The 15,810-nt window shown below is 70.2% G+C and carries 19 protein-coding genes; 10 read left to right on the top strand and 9 right to left on the bottom strand.

Annotated elements, in window-relative coordinates; translation table 11 throughout:
• The first annotated feature begins 115 nt into the window (after window positions 1–115).
• The gene (locus tag QM582_RS15510; RefSeq protein WP_415085882.1) at window positions 116–577 is read left to right on the top strand and encodes a methyltransferase family protein; all 462 of its coding nucleotides are present in this window, start codon (window positions 116–118) and stop codon (window positions 575–577) included.
• Between the two features lie 80 nt (window positions 578–657).
• On the opposite strand, the gene QM582_RS15505 is transcribed toward QM582_RS15510, so the two are convergent.
• Window positions 658–1,317: a response regulator transcription factor gene (locus tag QM582_RS15505; RefSeq protein ID WP_415085881.1), complete on the bottom strand. Its 660-nt coding sequence runs from the start codon at window positions 1,315–1,317 to the stop codon at window positions 658–660.
• Window positions 1,308–2,477, bottom strand: coding sequence for a sensor histidine kinase (locus tag QM582_RS15500; RefSeq protein ID WP_415085880.1), 1,170 nt, complete (start codon window positions 2,475–2,477; stop codon window positions 1,308–1,310). Before QM582_RS15500 ends, QM582_RS15505 begins: the two co-directional genes overlap by 10 nt.
• Window positions 2,478–2,608: 131 nt before the next feature.
• On the opposite strand from QM582_RS15500, the gene QM582_RS15495 reads away from it, so the two are divergent.
• Window positions 2,609–3,535, top strand: coding sequence for a lysostaphin resistance A-like protein (locus tag QM582_RS15495; RefSeq protein WP_415085878.1), 927 nt, complete (start codon window positions 2,609–2,611; stop codon window positions 3,533–3,535).
• A 24-nt stretch (window positions 3,536–3,559) separates the two neighbouring features.
• Here the strand turns inward: QM582_RS15495 and QM582_RS15490 are convergent, their stop codons facing one another.
• Window positions 3,560–3,895: a YdeI/OmpD-associated family protein gene (locus QM582_RS15490; protein ID WP_415085877.1), complete on the bottom strand. Its 336-nt coding sequence runs from the start codon at window positions 3,893–3,895 to the stop codon at window positions 3,560–3,562.
• 93 nt (window positions 3,896–3,988) lie between these two features.
• On the opposite strand from QM582_RS15490, the gene QM582_RS15485 reads away from it, so the two are divergent.
• The gene (locus tag QM582_RS15485; protein ID WP_415085875.1) at window positions 3,989–4,480 is read left to right on the top strand and encodes a winged helix-turn-helix transcriptional regulator; all 492 of its coding nucleotides are present in this window, start codon (window positions 3,989–3,991) and stop codon (window positions 4,478–4,480) included.
• Window positions 4,481–4,501: 21 nt separating this feature from the next.
• Here QM582_RS15485 and QM582_RS15480 read toward each other — a convergent pair whose 3' ends face one another.
• Both QM582_RS15480 and QM582_RS15475 read right to left on the bottom strand, forming a co-directional pair.
• Complete coding sequence (locus QM582_RS15480) at window positions 4,502–5,224, bottom strand: class I SAM-dependent methyltransferase (protein ID WP_415085873.1); 723 nt, start codon at window positions 5,222–5,224, stop codon at window positions 4,502–4,504.
• A 9-nt stretch (window positions 5,225–5,233) separates the two neighbouring features.
• Window positions 5,234–5,980, bottom strand: coding sequence for a hypothetical protein (locus QM582_RS15475; protein WP_415085871.1), 747 nt, complete (start codon window positions 5,978–5,980; stop codon window positions 5,234–5,236).
• 161 nt (window positions 5,981–6,141) lie between these two features.
• On the opposite strand from QM582_RS15475, the gene QM582_RS15470 reads away from it, so the two are divergent.
• The 3 genes from QM582_RS15470 to QM582_RS15460 all read left to right on the top strand — a co-directional run bounded on the left by QM582_RS15470 (window position 6,142) and on the right by QM582_RS15460 (window position 8,310).
• The gene (locus QM582_RS15470; protein WP_415085869.1) at window positions 6,142–6,588 is read left to right on the top strand and encodes an SRPBCC family protein; all 447 of its coding nucleotides are present in this window, start codon (window positions 6,142–6,144) and stop codon (window positions 6,586–6,588) included.
• A 121-nt stretch (window positions 6,589–6,709) separates the two neighbouring features.
• Window positions 6,710–7,060, top strand: a complete 351-nt coding sequence (locus QM582_RS15465) for a YciI family protein (RefSeq protein WP_415085868.1) — start codon at window positions 6,710–6,712, stop codon at window positions 7,058–7,060.
• An 8-nt stretch (window positions 7,061–7,068) separates the two neighbouring features.
• The gene (locus QM582_RS15460) at window positions 7,069–8,310 is read left to right on the top strand and encodes an RNA polymerase sigma factor (protein ID WP_415085866.1); all 1,242 of its coding nucleotides are present in this window, start codon (window positions 7,069–7,071) and stop codon (window positions 8,308–8,310) included.
• 115 nt (window positions 8,311–8,425) lie between these two features.
• Here QM582_RS15460 and QM582_RS15455 read toward each other — a convergent pair whose 3' ends face one another.
• Window positions 8,426–9,028, bottom strand: a complete 603-nt coding sequence (locus QM582_RS15455; protein WP_415085865.1) for a DNA-3-methyladenine glycosylase I — start codon at window positions 9,026–9,028, stop codon at window positions 8,426–8,428.
• Between the two features lie 104 nt (window positions 9,029–9,132).
• Between QM582_RS15455 and QM582_RS15450 the strand changes: the two genes are divergently transcribed.
• On the top strand, window positions 9,133–10,308 hold the full coding sequence (locus QM582_RS15450) for an aminotransferase class I/II-fold pyridoxal phosphate-dependent enzyme (RefSeq protein WP_415085863.1): 1,176 nt from the start codon (window positions 9,133–9,135) through the stop codon (window positions 10,306–10,308).
• Here the strand turns inward: QM582_RS15450 and QM582_RS15445 are convergent.
• Window positions 10,305–12,074 (bottom strand): oleate hydratase, encoded by a 1,770-nt coding sequence (locus QM582_RS15445; RefSeq protein WP_415085861.1) that lies wholly within the window; start codon window positions 12,072–12,074, stop codon window positions 10,305–10,307. The two genes, QM582_RS15450 and QM582_RS15445, sit on opposite strands and share 4 nt — an antisense overlap.
• A gap of 84 nt (window positions 12,075–12,158) precedes the next feature.
• On the opposite strand from QM582_RS15445, the gene QM582_RS15440 reads away from it, so the two are divergent.
• Window positions 12,159–12,821, top strand: a complete 663-nt coding sequence (locus tag QM582_RS15440; RefSeq protein ID WP_415085860.1) for a TetR/AcrR family transcriptional regulator — start codon at window positions 12,159–12,161, stop codon at window positions 12,819–12,821.
• 70 nt (window positions 12,822–12,891) lie between these two features.
• Here the strand turns inward: QM582_RS15440 and QM582_RS15435 are convergent, their stop codons facing one another.
• Window positions 12,892–13,272 (bottom strand): VOC family protein, encoded by a 381-nt coding sequence (locus tag QM582_RS15435; protein ID WP_415085858.1) that lies wholly within the window; start codon window positions 13,270–13,272, stop codon window positions 12,892–12,894.
• Window positions 13,273–13,327: 55 nt separating this feature from the next.
• Here QM582_RS15435 and QM582_RS15430 point away from each other — a divergent pair, with 55 nt between their 5' ends.
• On the top strand, window positions 13,328–14,077 hold the full coding sequence (locus QM582_RS15430; RefSeq protein ID WP_415085856.1) for a helix-turn-helix domain-containing protein: 750 nt from the start codon (window positions 13,328–13,330) through the stop codon (window positions 14,075–14,077).
• Window positions 14,078–14,123: 46 nt separating this feature from the next.
• On the opposite strand, the gene QM582_RS15425 is transcribed toward QM582_RS15430, so the two are convergent.
• Complete coding sequence (locus QM582_RS15425) at window positions 14,124–14,669, bottom strand: NADPH-dependent FMN reductase (RefSeq protein ID WP_415085854.1); 546 nt, start codon at window positions 14,667–14,669, stop codon at window positions 14,124–14,126.
• Window positions 14,670–14,786: 117 nt separating this feature from the next.
• Here QM582_RS15425 and QM582_RS15420 point away from each other — a divergent pair, with 117 nt between their 5' ends.
• The gene (locus tag QM582_RS15420) at window positions 14,787–15,686 is read left to right on the top strand and encodes a LysR family transcriptional regulator (protein WP_415085853.1); all 900 of its coding nucleotides are present in this window, start codon (window positions 14,787–14,789) and stop codon (window positions 15,684–15,686) included.
• Window positions 15,687–15,810 lie beyond the last annotated feature (124 nt).

Below are 15,810 nucleotides of genomic sequence, written 5' to 3'. Positions count from 1 at the left end.
ATCGAGTGTCCCAATCCGGACGCGGTCGCGTGCCCCGACCGTCGATCTCGTCGCATTCCGGCGCAGGGCGACCCGGCTCGCGCCGCCGCCGAGCCCCTGTCACTACGCTGAGGCCATGGTCGATGCTCCGGCCTATCGGATCTGGCCGCCGGTCGCGCTGAGCGTGCCGTTGCTCGCCGGGATCGGCCTGACCGGTGTCGCCGGCGACCCGGTGGCGCTCCCGGCCGCCCCTTCCCGCACCGTCGGCTATGTCCTGGTCGTCGTCTTCGCGCTCTGGAACGGATGGGCGCTGTGGCTGATGGCCCGGCACCGCACCGCACTGTTGCCGGGCGGCGCCACCCGCACGATTCTCGACCGCGGCCCGTTCCGGGTCAGCCGCAATCCGCTCTACCTGGGCCTGATCGTCCTGGACGTGGCGCTCGCCCTGCTCTGGCCGTCGTTCTGGGCGCTGCTGCTGGTGCCGGTCGGTGTGCTGGCGCTGTGGTGGGGTGCGATCCTGCCCGAGGAGCGCTACCTCGACGGCAAATTCGGCGCCGAGTACGCGTCCTATCGCGCCCGCGTCCGACGCTGGCTCTGAGCTCCGATCGCCCGCAGCAGGGCTCCCCTGGCGTCGCCCGACCCGACCGCGAGCAGATTTGTCAGACCCTCCGTTTGGGCTCAGCCAACCCGGGCCCGTTGCACGGCGAGGGCGATCTGGACGCGGTTGCTGGCGTCCAGCTTGCCGAGCAGCCGACCCACATAGGTCTTCACCGTCGGCAGCGACAGGTAGAGACGGTCGGCGATCTCCTGGTTGCCGAGGCCGTCCGCGATCAACAGGGCCACCTCGCGTTCCCGGTCGCTCAGCTCGGCGAGCGGGTCGGCGGCGTCCGGACGGGGTGCGCGGGCGGCCAGCTGGGCGACGCGCCGGAGCACCGCCGGACTGAACGGCATCCCGCCGGCGGCGGCCTGCCGGACCGCGTCGATCAGTTCCTCCGGCGGCGCGTTCTTGAGCAGGAATCCCTGCGCGCCGGCGTCCAGGGCGTCCGCGATGAACCCTTCGGTGTCGAACGAGGTGAGCACCACCACCGCGGCGCCGTGCCCGGAGGCGACGATCTCGCGGGTGGCGGCGATCCCGTCCAGGACCGGCATCCGCAGGTCCATCAGCACCACGTGGGGACGCAGCGACGCCACGGCCTGCACGCCGGCGCGCCCGTCGCCGGCCTCGCCGACGACCTCGATGCCGGGCGTCCCGTCGAGGATCAGGCGTAGTCCGGCGCGGATCAGCGGCTCGTCGTCGACCAGCAGGGTGCGGGCGGTGGCGGGCGGGGTCAGCTCCATGGCACCCATGCTCGCAGCACGAACTCGCCACCGTCGCGGCCGGCGTCCAACCGGCCGCCGGCGAGCTCGATCCGTTCGCGCAGCCCGATCAGGCCGTACCCGCCGGCCAGCGGCGACCCCGCACCCAGCGGGTTGCGCACCTCCGCCTGCGTCCACTGCCCCGGCGCCCCGGTGAGGGTCACCGCGACCGGCCGTCCGGGAGCATGCTTGACCGCGTTGCCGATCCCTTCGGCGACGACCCGGGCGAGCGCCCGCGATGCCGCCGGCGCGAGCTCGTCGAGATGCTCCGCCAGGGCCGGGTCGACGACGAACCGGACGTCCGCGCCGGGCATCGCGGCCAGGCCGCCCCGGCCGGCCAGGGTCAGATCGGCCAGGGTCGGGTCGAGCCGGACGTCGTGCTGGTCGTCGCGCAGCACGGTGAGCACGGCGTGGAGTTCCTCGGACGCCGTCTGCGCCACCTGCTGAATGAGCCGGGACGTCTCCTCGACGCGCGCGGGGCCGGCGTCCGGATGCACCGCGAGGCCGCCGGCATGCAGCGAGATCAACGACAGCCGGTGGGAGAGCGTGTCGTGCATCTCGCGGGCCATCCGGGTCCGCTCCGCGAGCCGAGTCCCCGCCACCACGGCCGCCTGTTCCCGCTCCAACGCCTCGGCCCGGTCGCGCAGCGACACCACCAGCTCGCGCCGCCGCCCCACCGTCACGCCGATCAGCACGGCCACCGCACCGACCAGGACCGCGCCGGCGAGGCCCAGCCAGAAGTCGGTGTCGGCGGCCAGAAGCGGGAGCTGCACCGCCAGCCAGCCGATCCCGGCCGCGATCAGCCAGCCGTGACGACGCCAGGACGCCACCGTTCCCAGCGCTATCAGGGACGCCGGCATCGCCAGCGCGGACACCGAAGCGGCGGTGATCACGACGGCGGCGATGCCCGCACGGCGTCCCGGCCGGGCCCGTGCGCCGATCACCAGCGGCAGCAGGGCGATGGCGAGCACGCCGAGGGCCACGTCGCCGAGCATCCGCGCCGCGATCGGGCCGATCTCGGCGTCCGGGATGCGATCGAGATCGGGGTGGACCAGCATCCACCCGCCCACCTGCGCCAGGGCGCCGACCAGCGCCGCCCCGGTCAGGGTCGCCGCGGTCACGGCTCCCCGGAGAATGCTCACCCGGGCAATCTACCGAGCCCGCCGAGGGCGTCCTGTCGTCCGAAGGGATGACAGCGGAGGCGACCTTCGGCGCCGGGCGGCGTCCGGTCGGCCGATCCCGGGGAACCCGCACCGACGCCGAGGCTGAAGCCATGACACTCTCACTGGAACCCACCACCACGTCCGCTCCGGCACCCGCCCCGGAATCGCTGCCCTACTTCCGGCTGAGCCGGCTGGTGCCGGGGTGGTGGCGTCCGCTGGCGAGCCTCGGCCTCTTCGTCCTCTTCTACCTGGTCCTGCTGGTCGGGCTGATACTGGCCTGGCTGCTGCTGGGGTTCGATCCGGGCACCATGGACGCCGAGGCGATCGACATGAACGACCCCGTCCAGGCGGCCTGCCTCAGCCTGATGCTCGCCCTCTTCATTCCCGCCGGACGCCTCACCGTGCGGCTGATGGGTCGCCGCGGCACCCTCGACTCGGTGGCGGGACGTTTCCGGTGGGGGCTGTTCGCCCGCTCGCTGGCGATGATGACCGCGCCGGTGCTGCTGCCGCTCGTCGTGGCCTGGACGTTGAACCCGGTGATGCCGGTGTTGTCCGGGCGGACCGCGAGCATGCTGGCGGTGGCCCTGCTGATCATCCCGCTGCAGGCGGCCGGCGAGGAATACCTGTTCCGCGGCCTGCTGATGCAGACGGTCGGGCACTGGCTGCGCGCGCCGGTCTGGGGCCTGCTCGCCTCGCTGCCGCTGTTCGTGCTGGGACACAACTACGACGCCTGGGGTCTGGTCTCGGTGGGCGTGTTCGCCGTGGTGGCGACCTGGCTGACCTGGCGCACCGGCGGGTTGGAGGCGGCCGTCGCGCTGCATGCGGTGAACAACGTGGTCGCGTTCGCACTGGGTTCGTTCGGGATGGCCGACCTCAACGAGACCAGCGGAACCTGGCTGGACGCGGCGCTGTCGTCGATGATCCCGATCGGCTTCGCGGTCATCTTCGGCCAGTGGTGGCGCCGCACCGAGGCTGGCACCCGCTACGCCCGCAGCACCACGTCGGTTCGTTCGGTCCAGGGGTCGATCCAGGGTTGAAGCGACCGAGGAGCGGTGATCGCGTCAGTAGCCGAGCGCCGTTCGCCCGGCCGGGGTCATCCGTCCCGCTGCTTCCAACCGGGCGGCGATCGCGGCGTTGCGCGCCGACGTCGTCCCCTTGCCGCGCCGTGGGGTGAACTTCTGCAGGTACGAGGTGGTGTCGTTCGCCCGCCGGGTGCTCTCGCTCCAGCCGAAGGCGATGCCGGCTTCGAGCAGGTCGTGGAAGCTGACCGAGGGCGTCGGACTGCTCGCCTTCTGCAGCACGACCCACAGGCCCGGGTGGGTGCGGTGGTTCTCGCCCAGCCACGTCCACAGCTCCTCGACCGACGCGAAGGCGCGGTGCTCGAGTTCCGGTGGCATGGAACGAGGTTACAAAGATCGAACCGGATTAGTGATGGCGAATTGCAATCACTGGGATTGATGATTGACTGAGGCCGGAGTCAAGGAGGTCGAGTGGATCCGCGATCGGGGTGCGCCATCAACGCCGCCGTCGAGGCGCTCGGCGACCAATGGTCGTTCCTGGTGCTGCGCGACATGATCTTCGGTGACCGGCGCTACTTCCGTGAACTGCTCGGCGGATCCATCGAAGGCATCGCCTCGAACATCCTCGCCGACCGGCTCAAGAAGCTGGTCGCGGCCGGCATCCTGACCAGGCAGGACGCCGGCCGCGGACGCCGAGCCCGCTACAGCCTCACCGAGGCCGGCATCCAGACCGTCCCGATCCTGTTCGCGCTCGGCAACTGGGGCCTGGACTGGCGCGAAGGAACCCCGGAGCTGCGCACCCGCCAAGAACTGATGCGCGCCGAGGGGCCCGCCTTCATCGACGAGCTCATGGACGAACTGCGCACCCGCCACCTGGGCGCCGAACCACCACCCCGCACCGGCCCCGGCCCGCTGGAACGACTCGACGCCGCCTACCGGGCCGCGATGGACGCCGATCGTTGACCGGCCGCCCAACCGGCCTCGCTACAGCCGGGTCGCCACGAAGACGAACTCGTGCCCGGAACGGTCGGGCGCGTCACGGACCTCGTCCACCCGGAAGCCAGTGGCAGCGAGCGACGCCTCCAACTCCTCCCGCTCCCGGAAGCGGAGCGTGGACGAGGTGGGCACCACGGTGCCGTCCGGGAAGCTGACGGCGCCGTCGAAGGTGACGAACGGAACCGCCACCCGAGTCACCTTGCCCCACGACTCGACGACCCCGACGCCGGCGACCTCGACGCGCTGCGGCGTCCAGTCGCGGAGCCAGTCCTGCCACACCCGCCGGGCCGGATCCCGCGACTCGAACACCAGCCGCCCACCCGGCCGCAGCGCCCGGTGGATGCCGGCCAGCGTCGCCGTCCAGTCGGCGTCGGAGAGGAAGACCTGCGCGACATTGCCCGTCATGGTCGCCAGGTCGACCTGCAACGGCGGCAGCGTCGTCGCGTCTCCGAGGATGAATCGCACCTTGTCCGCGCCGGGTTTGGCGCGAGCGACAGCCAGCGACGCGGCCGCCGGGTCAACGCCGGTCACCTGGTGATGACGCTCGGCGAGCAGCAACGCGAAGACCCCGGTGCCGCAGCCGACGTCGAGGATCTCCCGGGCGCCGAACTCCTCGACGATCGCGAGGTACGCGTCCAGGTCGTCCCGATCGGCTTCGAACCGGTCGTACAGCGGCGCGAGCCGCGGGTCGGCGAATTTGGCGTCCGGCATACGGGCACCCTAGCCGCCCCCTCGCGCAGCACCCTCGGGGTCGCCGGACCAGAGCCGCGAGCGGACACCGGCCGGACGCCCGGCCCTGCCCGCCAGCACCAGGCGGCCCACCACCATCGACCAGAGCAACCAGCTCACCAGCGCGGTGGCCAGCAGCCAGACCGGCGTGGTCCCCGCGAAATAGCTGCCGGCGACCTGCAGCACGCCGACCGCCAGGCTCAGGCCGATCATCGGCCGGCCGCCGAGCGCGACGCCGAACGCCACGATGGATGCACCCAGCGCGATGGCGGCGAAGTGGATGCCGCCGAACACCTGGGCGGCCGAGAGCAGCGCGCCCTGCTCGGACACCGACACAGTGCTGACCGGATAGACCAGCCGGCCCAGTGCGAGCGTCGCGCTCACGAAACCGACAGCACCGACCCCGTGCACCACGACGCCGACCAGTGACGCGATCGGGCTGCGCTGTCGCAGCCGCCGATACAGCAGCACGAGCGCAACCGTGTAGCCGGCCACGGCGAAGGCCAGCCCCTCGTCCGCCAGCGCCAGCGCGCCGCGATGCCGGCCCGCCCATTCCAGCAGGCTCACGCTGGTCGGCAAGTCCTGGGAAGCGAGGCCCACACAGAGCAGCGCCCCGGTGAACAGCAGTCCCCCGGCGATCAACAGCCAGCCGCAGGCCTTGGCCTCGCGCCGGGTCCTGCGCACCTCAGCGGCGTCCGATCGCTCGCCGCCGGCCGCAGCGGGCTCATCCGCAGGCATGGTTCGAGGCTAATGCGTGGGGCTGTTGCCCGCGGCCGGTTCCGAGGCCCGCCGCACAGCGTCACCAAGAATCCTCCCGTGGCTGTCCTCGGGCCGCTGTTTCGTTCGTCCCCCTTGTAGACGGACCCGTCCCAGGGCCCGCAGACAGAAGGGAGCCGGTCATGGGCCGCTTCACCACCATCACCCGAGCAGGCACGGTCGCGGGCAGCGCCGACGACATCGTCGCCCTGCTCGCCTCGACCCGGGGCTACACCGAGATCAACCCGTACCGCACCGCGGACCCGAAGCTGGTCATCGAACCGTTCGGGCCGGAGTCGGGGGTGGGTGCCGGATTCTCGTTCGCCGGCAAGGACGGGAAGGGCACTCAGACGGTCGCCGCCGTCCGCGCCGACGGAGTCGACTTCGACATCGACATGGGTGCGATGGGCAGATCGCGCCAGTCGATCGACCTCACCCCGGGCCGGGGCGGCACCCAGGTGACCTGGAGCGCGAAACTGGACGCCGGGAACAATCCGGTGCTGCGCATCTTCGGGCTGGTCGCCAACAAGGTGCTGGGCCCGAGCCTGGAGACCGGCATCGCGAATCTCGCCGGGCGCGACTGGCGCTGAAGCAGTGGTTCGACGGGAAGCTCTGTCGAACCTCCTCGGACAAATGCCGTAGCCCTACGATCGGGGCACGGTTCCACCACCATGCAGACTCCACCACCACCACGCAGACAAGGGAACTCCCATGAAGTACACATTTTTCCTCTACAGCGACGAGGCCGCGTACGCCGAGAAGTCCGAGGCCGATATGCAGCAGGAACTCGCGGTGTTCGGCGCCTACATCGGCGCGCTCCGGGAAGCCGGGGTGTTCGTTGCCACCGACTGGCTGCAGCCGACCGCGACGGCGACCACGGTGTCGATCCGGGACGGTGAGGCGGTGGTGCACGACGGGCCGTTCTCGGAGACCAAGGAACAGCTCGGCGGCTACTTCGTCATCGAAGCCCCGTCGCTCGATGCCGCCCTGGAGTGGGCCAAGAAGTGCCCGGTCGCCCACTACGGCAAGGTCGAGGTGCGCGCCTCCGCCATGGGCGGCTGAGCCGTCCGATGACGCACACCGACGGGTCGAGCGCGACCGACGACACCCTGCTGGGGATCGTCCGGGACGACCGCGCTCGGCTCATCGGCGCGTTGACGCGGTGGTGCGGCGACCTGCAGCGTGCCGAGGACGCCTTCGCCGAAGCGGTCGAGGCCGCGCTGCGCAGCTGGCCGTCGAACCCGCCGCGGAACGCGCAGGCCTGGATCGTCACCGTGGCCCGCAATCGGATCCGGGACGTGGTCCGCTCGGCCGCCGTCCGGACCTCCGCGGCACTCACCGACGAGATCGAGGATTCGCTGGAAAGCGGTCCGACCCCGAGCCGGGACGACACCCTCGGCCTGCTGTTCGCCTGCGCGCATCCGGCCCTCGACCGCGGCGTCCACGCGCCGCTGATCCTGCAGGTGGCGCTGGGGGCGAGCACTTCCGACATCGCCACCGCCTTCGCACTGCCGGTCGCCACGCTGGCCAAGCGGCTGGTGCGGGCGAAGCAGAAGCTGCGGGCGAATCGGGCGTCGTTCGAGATTCCGGAACACATCGACGCCGGACGCGTTCAGGCGGTGCTCGACGCGATCTACGCCGCCTACGCCGTCGACTGGCTGCGGATCGCACCCTTGGGCGCCACCGAGCGGATCGTCGAGGACGCCATCCACGCCAGCCAATTGCTGCTGCGGGAATGCCCGGAGAATCACGAGATTCGCGGGCTCGCCGCACTGCTGTTGCTCCTGCATTCCCGCGCCGCCGCACGGATAGCCGGCGACGTCCTGGTGCCTTTGGACGAGCAGGATCCCGACGACTGGGATCACCACCTGATCAGCCGGGGAAATCAGACCTTGCACGGCGGCCTGCGCTATCCCCGGCAGGGTCCGCCCGGGCCGTACGAGCTGCAGGCCGCCATCCAGTCGGCGCACGCGACCCGCACGTCCGCGAGCGAAACTCCCTGGCCGCTGATCGCGCAGCTCTACGACGCGTTGATCGCGGAGACTCCGAGCATGGGTGCGCAGGTGGCCCGTGCGGTCGCGATCGGACGCGCCGCCGACGCGTCCGCCGGGCTCGCGGTGCTCGACATGCTGCCCCAGCGCTATCCCGCGATCGGCACCTTCCAGGCCTTTCACGCCGCGCGCGGGGCACTGCTGCGCGATGCGGGACAGGCCGCGGCAGCCCGGGAGGCACTGCAGCGCGCCCACGATCTGTGCACCGACATTCCGAACCGCAACTACCTGAGCCGGGTCCTCGCGGAACTCGACGGCTGAGCGAGCCGCCGCTTCCACCCTCCGCCCCTCGTCGCCGTCACCCTGGGCCACCGCTCCGGCATCGACTGAGGCACGGAATCCGGGACGGGTCTCGACCGAGATCGACCGAGGAAAGTCAGCGCTTCCCCTGGCCATCCTCCGACACCCGCCAGCATCCGGCCAGGTGATCGTCGACCATGCCGGCCGACTGCATCAGCGCGTACATCGTGGTCGGCCCCACGAAGCGGAAGCCGCGTTTCCGCAGCGCCTTGCTCAGCGCGGCCGACTCCGGCGTCACCGCGGGCACGTCGGCGAACGCCGCGGGACGCGCACGCTCGGCCGCGGCGCCGGTGGGCGCGAAGGACCAGATCAGCGCGTCGAGTTCGCCGTCGGCCATGTCCCGCACCAGGGCCGCGTTGGCGATGGTGGCCTCGATCTTGGCGCGGTTGCGGACGATGCCGGCGTCCGCCATCAACCGCTCGACGTCGTCGGGCCCGAACGCGGCGACCACCGCCGGGTCGAAGCCGGCGAACGCCTCACGGAACCGCGGGCGCTTGCGCAGGATGGTGATCCAGGACAGCCCGGCCTGGAAGCCCTCCAACGCCAGCTTCTCGAACAGCGCGCGGTCGCCATGCAACGGCACGCCCCACTCCTCGTCGTGATAACGGCGGTAATCGGGGTCGTCGCCGACCCACCCGCAGCGGGAGAATCCGTCGAGTCCGATCACGATCGCGTCCATCGGGGGACGGTACCAGCAGCGTCGCCGGGCAACGCCGTCGACGAGTAATGTCCGAAGCACCGACGCCGTCGGTGCCGCCCGATCCCCGAATCGTCAGAGTCGCCATGAAGCTCACGCATCGCGCCCAGCACGCCGAGCCGTTCCACGCGCTGGCTTTCGGCGAGCGCGCCGCCGCCCTGGAAGCAGCCGGGCATCGCGTGGTGAAGCTGTCCATCGGCGAGCCCGATTTCGGCGCGCCGCCCGCGGTGCGCGAGGCGATGCGGGCGGTGATGGACGGTCGGCCGCTGCCCTACACGCCCGCCCTCGGGCTGCCGGCGTTGCGGACGGCGATCGCCGGCTTCTATCGCGACCGGCACGGCGTCGAGGTCGACCCGGCGAGGATCGCCATCACCACAGGCGCCTCCTCGGCACTGCTGCTGGCGACCGCCGCCACCACCGAACCCGGCGACGAGGTGATCATCGCCGACCCGTCCTACCCCTGCAACCGGGAGCTGGTGACCTCGTTCGGCGGCACCCTGGTCACCGTCCCCACCACGGCCGCGTCGCGCTACCAGCTCGATGCGGCGAGCGTCGAGGCGTCCTGGAGCGAACGGACGAACGCGGTGATGATCGCGAGCCCGTCCAACCCGACCGGCACCAGCATTCCGTTCCCCGAGCTGGCGGCGATCTGTGACCTGGCGCGCAGCCGCGGCGCGTGGCGGATCGTGGACGAGATCTACCTCGAGCTCGCCGACCCGGACCGGGACGGCTCCCCCGCCCGCAGCGTGCTCGCCGCCGACCCCGCGGCGGTCGTGATCGGCAGCTTCTCCAAGTACTTCGGGATGACCGGCTGGCGGCTCGGCTGGGCGGTGCTCCCCGAGCCGCTCGTGGCGCCGGTCGAGAGGCTGGCGATGCACTACTTCCTGTCCGCCTCCACGCCCGCGCAATATGCGGCGCTGGCCGCGTTCACGCCGGAATCGCTGGCGCTCTGCGAGCAACGCCGCCTCGAGCTGGTCGCCCGCCGTCACCTGGTGCTGGACGGCCTCGCCGCCCTCGGCCTGCCGGTGCCGGTGAGGCCCGACGGCGCCTTCTACGTGTACATCGACGTGTCCGGCACCGGGCTGGACGCCTGGACCTTCTGCGAACGCGCGCTCGACTCGGTCCATGTCGCCCTGACGCCCGGACGCGACTTCGCCGCCGCGACCGCCGACACCCACGTGCGGCTGTCCTATGCCGCGTCCGCCGACGAGCTGACCGAAGGGCTCAGCCGCCTCGGGACATTCCTCACCAGCCTCGGCTAGCGGAACATCGTCCGGGCCGCCCGGGCCATCACCAGCGGGTCCTTCTCGTAGTGGTGGACGGGGGTCAGCGGCTTGTCGAGCCCGAGCAGCGTATAGACGGCGAGCTGGGCGGCACGCACCGAGTACTGCTCGGTGAAGACCATGTCGAACGGCATCTCGGCGAATTGGCTGACGAAGGCCAGGTTCGTCGAACCGTCCGGCACCACCTTGGGACGGTCGAGGGTGGTCCGCCGGTTGAACAGCGCGGACGCGTACGGCATGTGCGACGGAACGACGTTGACGATCGAGTCCATGATCCGCTCGGTGTGGTTGCCGATCGGGTCGGCCGTCTTGTCCAGCCGCGCCAGATGACCGAGCACTTCCTGCAGCATTTCGCGTCCGGTCATCTCGATGAACGGCTTGGCGACGAAATCGCCGTGCCGCCGCGGGTACATCGCGTAGCCCCAGAAGACGCCCTGCTCCGCGGTCTGCGCGCGATAGTGCGGCTGGTGATGCACGACCAGCGACAGCAGCACATTCGAGTCGACGAAGGTGTTCAGCGCATTGCCGGGCAGCTGACGGGTGAGCCGGGAGATCTGCGCGATCAGATAGTGATCGGACGTGGTGACGGTGAAACTCGTCCATTCCGACTGCTCGCGGTCGCCGAAGAATTTGTCCGGGTGACCCAGGTTGTAGAAGTGATCGGTGGCGCGCTTCCACAGCTCGGCGCTCGGGGCGTAGCGCAGGTCCTCGACGAGCGGCGTGTCGAGATCGCCCAGAGAGGTCGAATCGGTGATCGACCCGTTGGTGTCGAAGACCAGGTCGCCCGGGTTGAGCGTGATGACGCCTGGGGCGTCGCCATTGTCGACCTCCTGGTAGCGCAGTGCGGTCACCGTGATGGTGTCCCGCAGCGGGGTGTCGGCGAACACCAGTTCGGTCACCTTGCGGTTGTTGACGAACCTGACGCCGTGATCCTTCAGGAACGCCCGCATCGGCAGGATCACCGACTCGTACTGGTTGTACGGCGTCCGCGTGACGCCCTCCAAGGTGTTGATCCGGGAGAATTCCAGGATCATCCGGTTCATGTAGCGGCGCAGTTCGGCCGCCGAGGACTGCTTCTTGAAGGCGAACGTGGTTTGCCACATCCACCAGAAGTTGGTGGTGAAGAAGTGCGGACTGGAGGCGAACCACTCCTCGATCGAGATGTCGTCGAGCTCGGACTCGCGAGATTCCGGCAGCATCATCAGCCGGGTCAACAGCAGCCGCTCGGCATTGGTGAACTGCATGTGCACGGAGGAGTTGGGGCCGGAAGTCCGCAGGCCGTCGCGATCGATGAGCCGGCCGATGTCCTTGGTGGGATGAGCGTGGTCGAACTCCAGGATCTCCTCGGTCACCGACTTTCCGGGCTGCTCCAGCGACGGCACCGAGCCCATCACGTCCCAGAAGTTCTCGTAGGTTTCCTCGTTCAGCATTCGCCCGCCGCGATTGGTGAAGCCTGCGTCGTTCGACAGTGGGCCATGGCCGTACTCGGACGCGAAGTCCTTCGTGGCCTGGCCGTCGTTGGCCCCGTGCTTCTCCAGGCCCAGCATGGTGATCTGGCTGCCGTCCCAGCCGCCGTCGCGGATCAGATAGATCCCCGCGGCCAGGTTTCCGATGCCGGTCCCGATCATGTATGCGTGCGGTGCCATCGCAGTCGCGCTTCCTTTCTCAGTCGTGCCGGACGCGGTCGCGTCCTGGGTGGGACGGACGGAGGTTGGTCGCCGCGTCCAAAGTGGAGTGTACTCCATTTTGAGTCTGATCCGTTAGACTCGACGTCGACGCAGCACGGACGCGGACGCGCGGCAGGCCGGCCGAAGCAGACGGGGAGGATCATGAAGAACGACGAGACGACCGAGGAGCCGACGGCGCCGATCGGGCTGCGGGAACGCAAGAAGTCCGACCGCCGCCGGCGCATCTTGGCCGCGGCCGCCCGGCTCTTCGCCGAGCGCGGCTACGACTCGGTGACGACCGCGGAGATCGCCCGGGCCGCCGACGTCGGCGTCGGCACCCTGTTCCGGTACGCCGGCTCGAAAGCAGAACTGCTGGTGTCGGTGATGAACGACCGGGTCTCCGAGGGCATCGCCGAAGGGCTCGCCCGAGCCCGCGGCGGCGAGGACCTGGAGCGGTCGATCCTGGCGATCCTGCGGCCGCTCGCCCGGGAGTCCTTCGACCACCCCGAGAACATGCTGGCCTACGAGCGCGAAGCCCTGTTCGGCGTCCCCGCGCACCGCGAGGCCGCGAGCGCCCGCGTCTCCGAGATCGAGGGAGCCATCCTGGACGTCCTGCGCACCCACCGGGCACGCCCGCGCAGCGCGTCCGTCGGCTTGGAGGACATCGCCCACACCATCTACGCCACCCTCTACGTCGACATCGTCCGGGTCGGCGTCGGCCATGCCCCGCTCGCCGACCTGCCGGACCAGGTTCGGCGTTCGGTGCACATGCTGGTGGGGGCCCTGCTGGAGGACCAGGCGGCCTCCACGGACGGACGGCCCTGATCCGACACCGGACGATCGATGATCGGGGACGCGACAACCACCGCCGCGATGCGGTCGCCTGCCATCCGGCCTACTCCGCGTCGGCGTCGCTCTGCATCGCCCCGATGGCGTTGCCGGCCGGGTCTTCGAAGAAGATCAGATGCCCCACCCCGCTGATCGTGAACCGGTCCATCAGAATCCTGCCGCCCGCCGCGACGACCGCCCGCGCGGTCGCCTCGACGTCCTCGACGGTGAAGGTGCACTCGGGGGCGATCGTCCGCCGGCCCGCGATCAGCTCGCGGCGCTGCTGCAACGCCCCCTGAACGGGGGCATCCTCCGCGCCGGTTCGAATGTGGTAGAACCCGGGCGGTCCCCAGGGTACGAAGCTCCAGCCGAACACCTTCTCGTAGAACGCCCGGGAGGTCGGAATATCGTCGGCGTTGAGCGCGAAGTGCGCGAGATTCACTGCCATGTTCATCATGGTCTCAACGAGGCTCTTTGTCAGGCCATCTAATATCTGACCAGATATGTCGAAAACACGACACGAAGGCGAGCCGTACGTCCGCGGCTACGCCGTCACGCATCCGCCAGGAACTGCGGCGCTGCCCATCGAGCCCGGCTGGGACCAACTCGTCTACGCAGCCTCGGGATCGATGACCGTCGTCGCGGCGGCAGGCTCCTGGACGGTGCCACCCGCGCGGGCCCTGTGGATCCCGCACGGGGAGCAGGTGCAGATCGTCAACCGCTTCCGCGTCGCGGTGCGCACCCTCTACTTCGCCACCGAACTGAACGCCCTGCCTCCTGCGACCCGCACCGTCACCGTGACCGGACTGGTTCGCGAACTGCTGCTGCACGCGGTGACCCACAGCCCCCTGGACCTGGACGTCCCCACCGACAGCGCGCTGCTGACGCTGCTGATCGACCAGCTCCACTATCTCTCCGACGAACCGCTGTGGCTGCCCACCCCGGCCGACTCCCCCGTCGCTCTCGCGGCCGCCGAGTTGATCCGGGACGACCCCGCCCGATCCGCCACCGACGTCGCCCGGACGGTCGGCGTCAGCCAGCGCACGCTCGAACGCATGTTCGTCGCCGCAACGGGATTCACCTTCGGCGCCTGGCGACGGCGTGCGCGCATCCTGGCCTCGCTGCACCACCTGGTTGCCGGCGACTCCGTCACAGCGACGGCGCCCGCCGTCGGTTACAGCACGCCCTCGGCCTTCGTCACCGCCTTCAAGCACCAGCTCGGCGCGCCGCCGAGTGTGTATCTCCGCTCCTGAGATCCGCGGGCCCGGCCACGCCGTGCCGCAGGCCGTCCCACGTCCGTCACGAGACAGGATCCGACGCGCCTTTCTCCAGCGCGGCGGCGAAAGAGGTCCAGAACGTGGCGACGAGATCGTCGATTGCGCCGGACGCCAGCACGTCCGATTCCCAGCGAATGCACACCTCGGGCGCTCCGACCACCGTCACGCCGAGGTAGACCAAGATGCTGCGCAGCTGCGATTGGGCGACGGCGGTTCCCGCCCCGTTGAGACCGGTGCCGATGATCGCGGCGGTGCGGCCGGCGAAGGAGTTGTTGCCCCACGGCCGGGAGCCCCAGTCGATCGCGTTCTTCAAGGCACCCGGGACGGAGCGGTTGTACTCAGGCGTCACGAAGAGCACCGCGTCGACCGACTCCAGTGCCTGCTTGAACACGACGGCTTCGCCGGGAAACGCCTCGTCCCGGTCGTAGTTGTACAGGGGCAGGTCACAGATCGGGATTTCCGCCAGCTCCACCGTTTGAGGCGCCCTGGCGATGACATGGTCCGCCAGCTGCCGGTTGATCGACGACACGGACAAACTGCCCACGATGTACCCCACACGAATACCCACCAGCGGCTCCCTTCGTTGACGTGTTGATGCCAGGTCATCCGACCCGGTAGACAGCAAAGCCCGCTGCCTGGGCGCCACGGAACTGCCGAATAGTGACCACAGTTATACGGTGGGCGCATGAATCTGGAGCTTCGGCACTACCGGCTGTTCGCGACCGTCGCACGGACGCAGAGCTTCTCCGCAGCCGCGCGGGCGCTCGGCATGTCCCAGCCGGCTGTGTCGCGCGGCGTCGCGGTGATCGAGCGTCGACTCGGCACGCAGTTGGTCGAACGCACGACCCGGAGCTTCACCCTCACCCGGGCGGGCACCACCCTGCAGGCCGAGGCACGCCACGTCCTCGATGCCGCCGAGGCTGCAGAGGCGGCAACCATCCGGGCCGGGTCCCGGCAGGCACTCGTCGTCGGCGTCAAAGCCGACAGCGCGGGCGACTTCCTGCATCTCCTGCTCGAGGAGTACCGCGATCCGTCGCACGATCCGGGGGTCGAGTTCGACTTCCGCGAAACCCACGAACTCGCCGACGCCGTCCGCCGAGGCGCGTGCGACGCCTGCCTGGTCGCCTGGCCACTCGCCGATCCCGGCCTGGCTTCAGTCGAACTGTGGAGCGAACCACGCGTCGCTCTCATCGCGGACACCCACCCGCTGGCGAGTGCGGCACGCCTCCGCATCGACGACTTCCTGCACGAACCGGTGGCCAACTGGCCGGGGCTACCCGACGAACTGGACCGCTACTACCAGGGCCGGGACACTCTGCCGGTCGATGCCGGCGCCGCCGTCGGCCCAGCCGTGCACGGTTTGGCCGAAACGCTCCGGCTGGTGGAACTGGGCAGGGCGATCACCTTCCTCCCCCTGTCGGTGGCCGAGAGGTTCAGCAGACCGCACCTGGTTCTGCGCACCGTCAGCGGGCTGAGCGGCAGCCGGATGTTCCTCGCCTGGCGTGACCACGGCGTCACCTCGGAGCTTGAGCGGTTCATCGGCGCCTGCCGCCGCCTTGCCGCCGACCGCAGTGGGCGAGGTTGACCTGCGCCCCACAGTGCTCAGCGTCCGAGTCGGCCCCACGGCATAGTCGACGACCGCATGTCGGACGGGGTTGTAGTCGCTGCGGACAGATGCAATGCGACGAACACGGCCAGGCGAGCGATGC

It is taken from the genome of Micropruina sp. (assembly GCF_047607385.1).
In the GTDB taxonomy this organism is placed as follows: Bacteria; Actinomycetota; Actinomycetes; order Propionibacteriales; family Propionibacteriaceae; genus Micropruina.
This window is presented reverse-complemented; position numbering and strand designations above follow the sequence as displayed.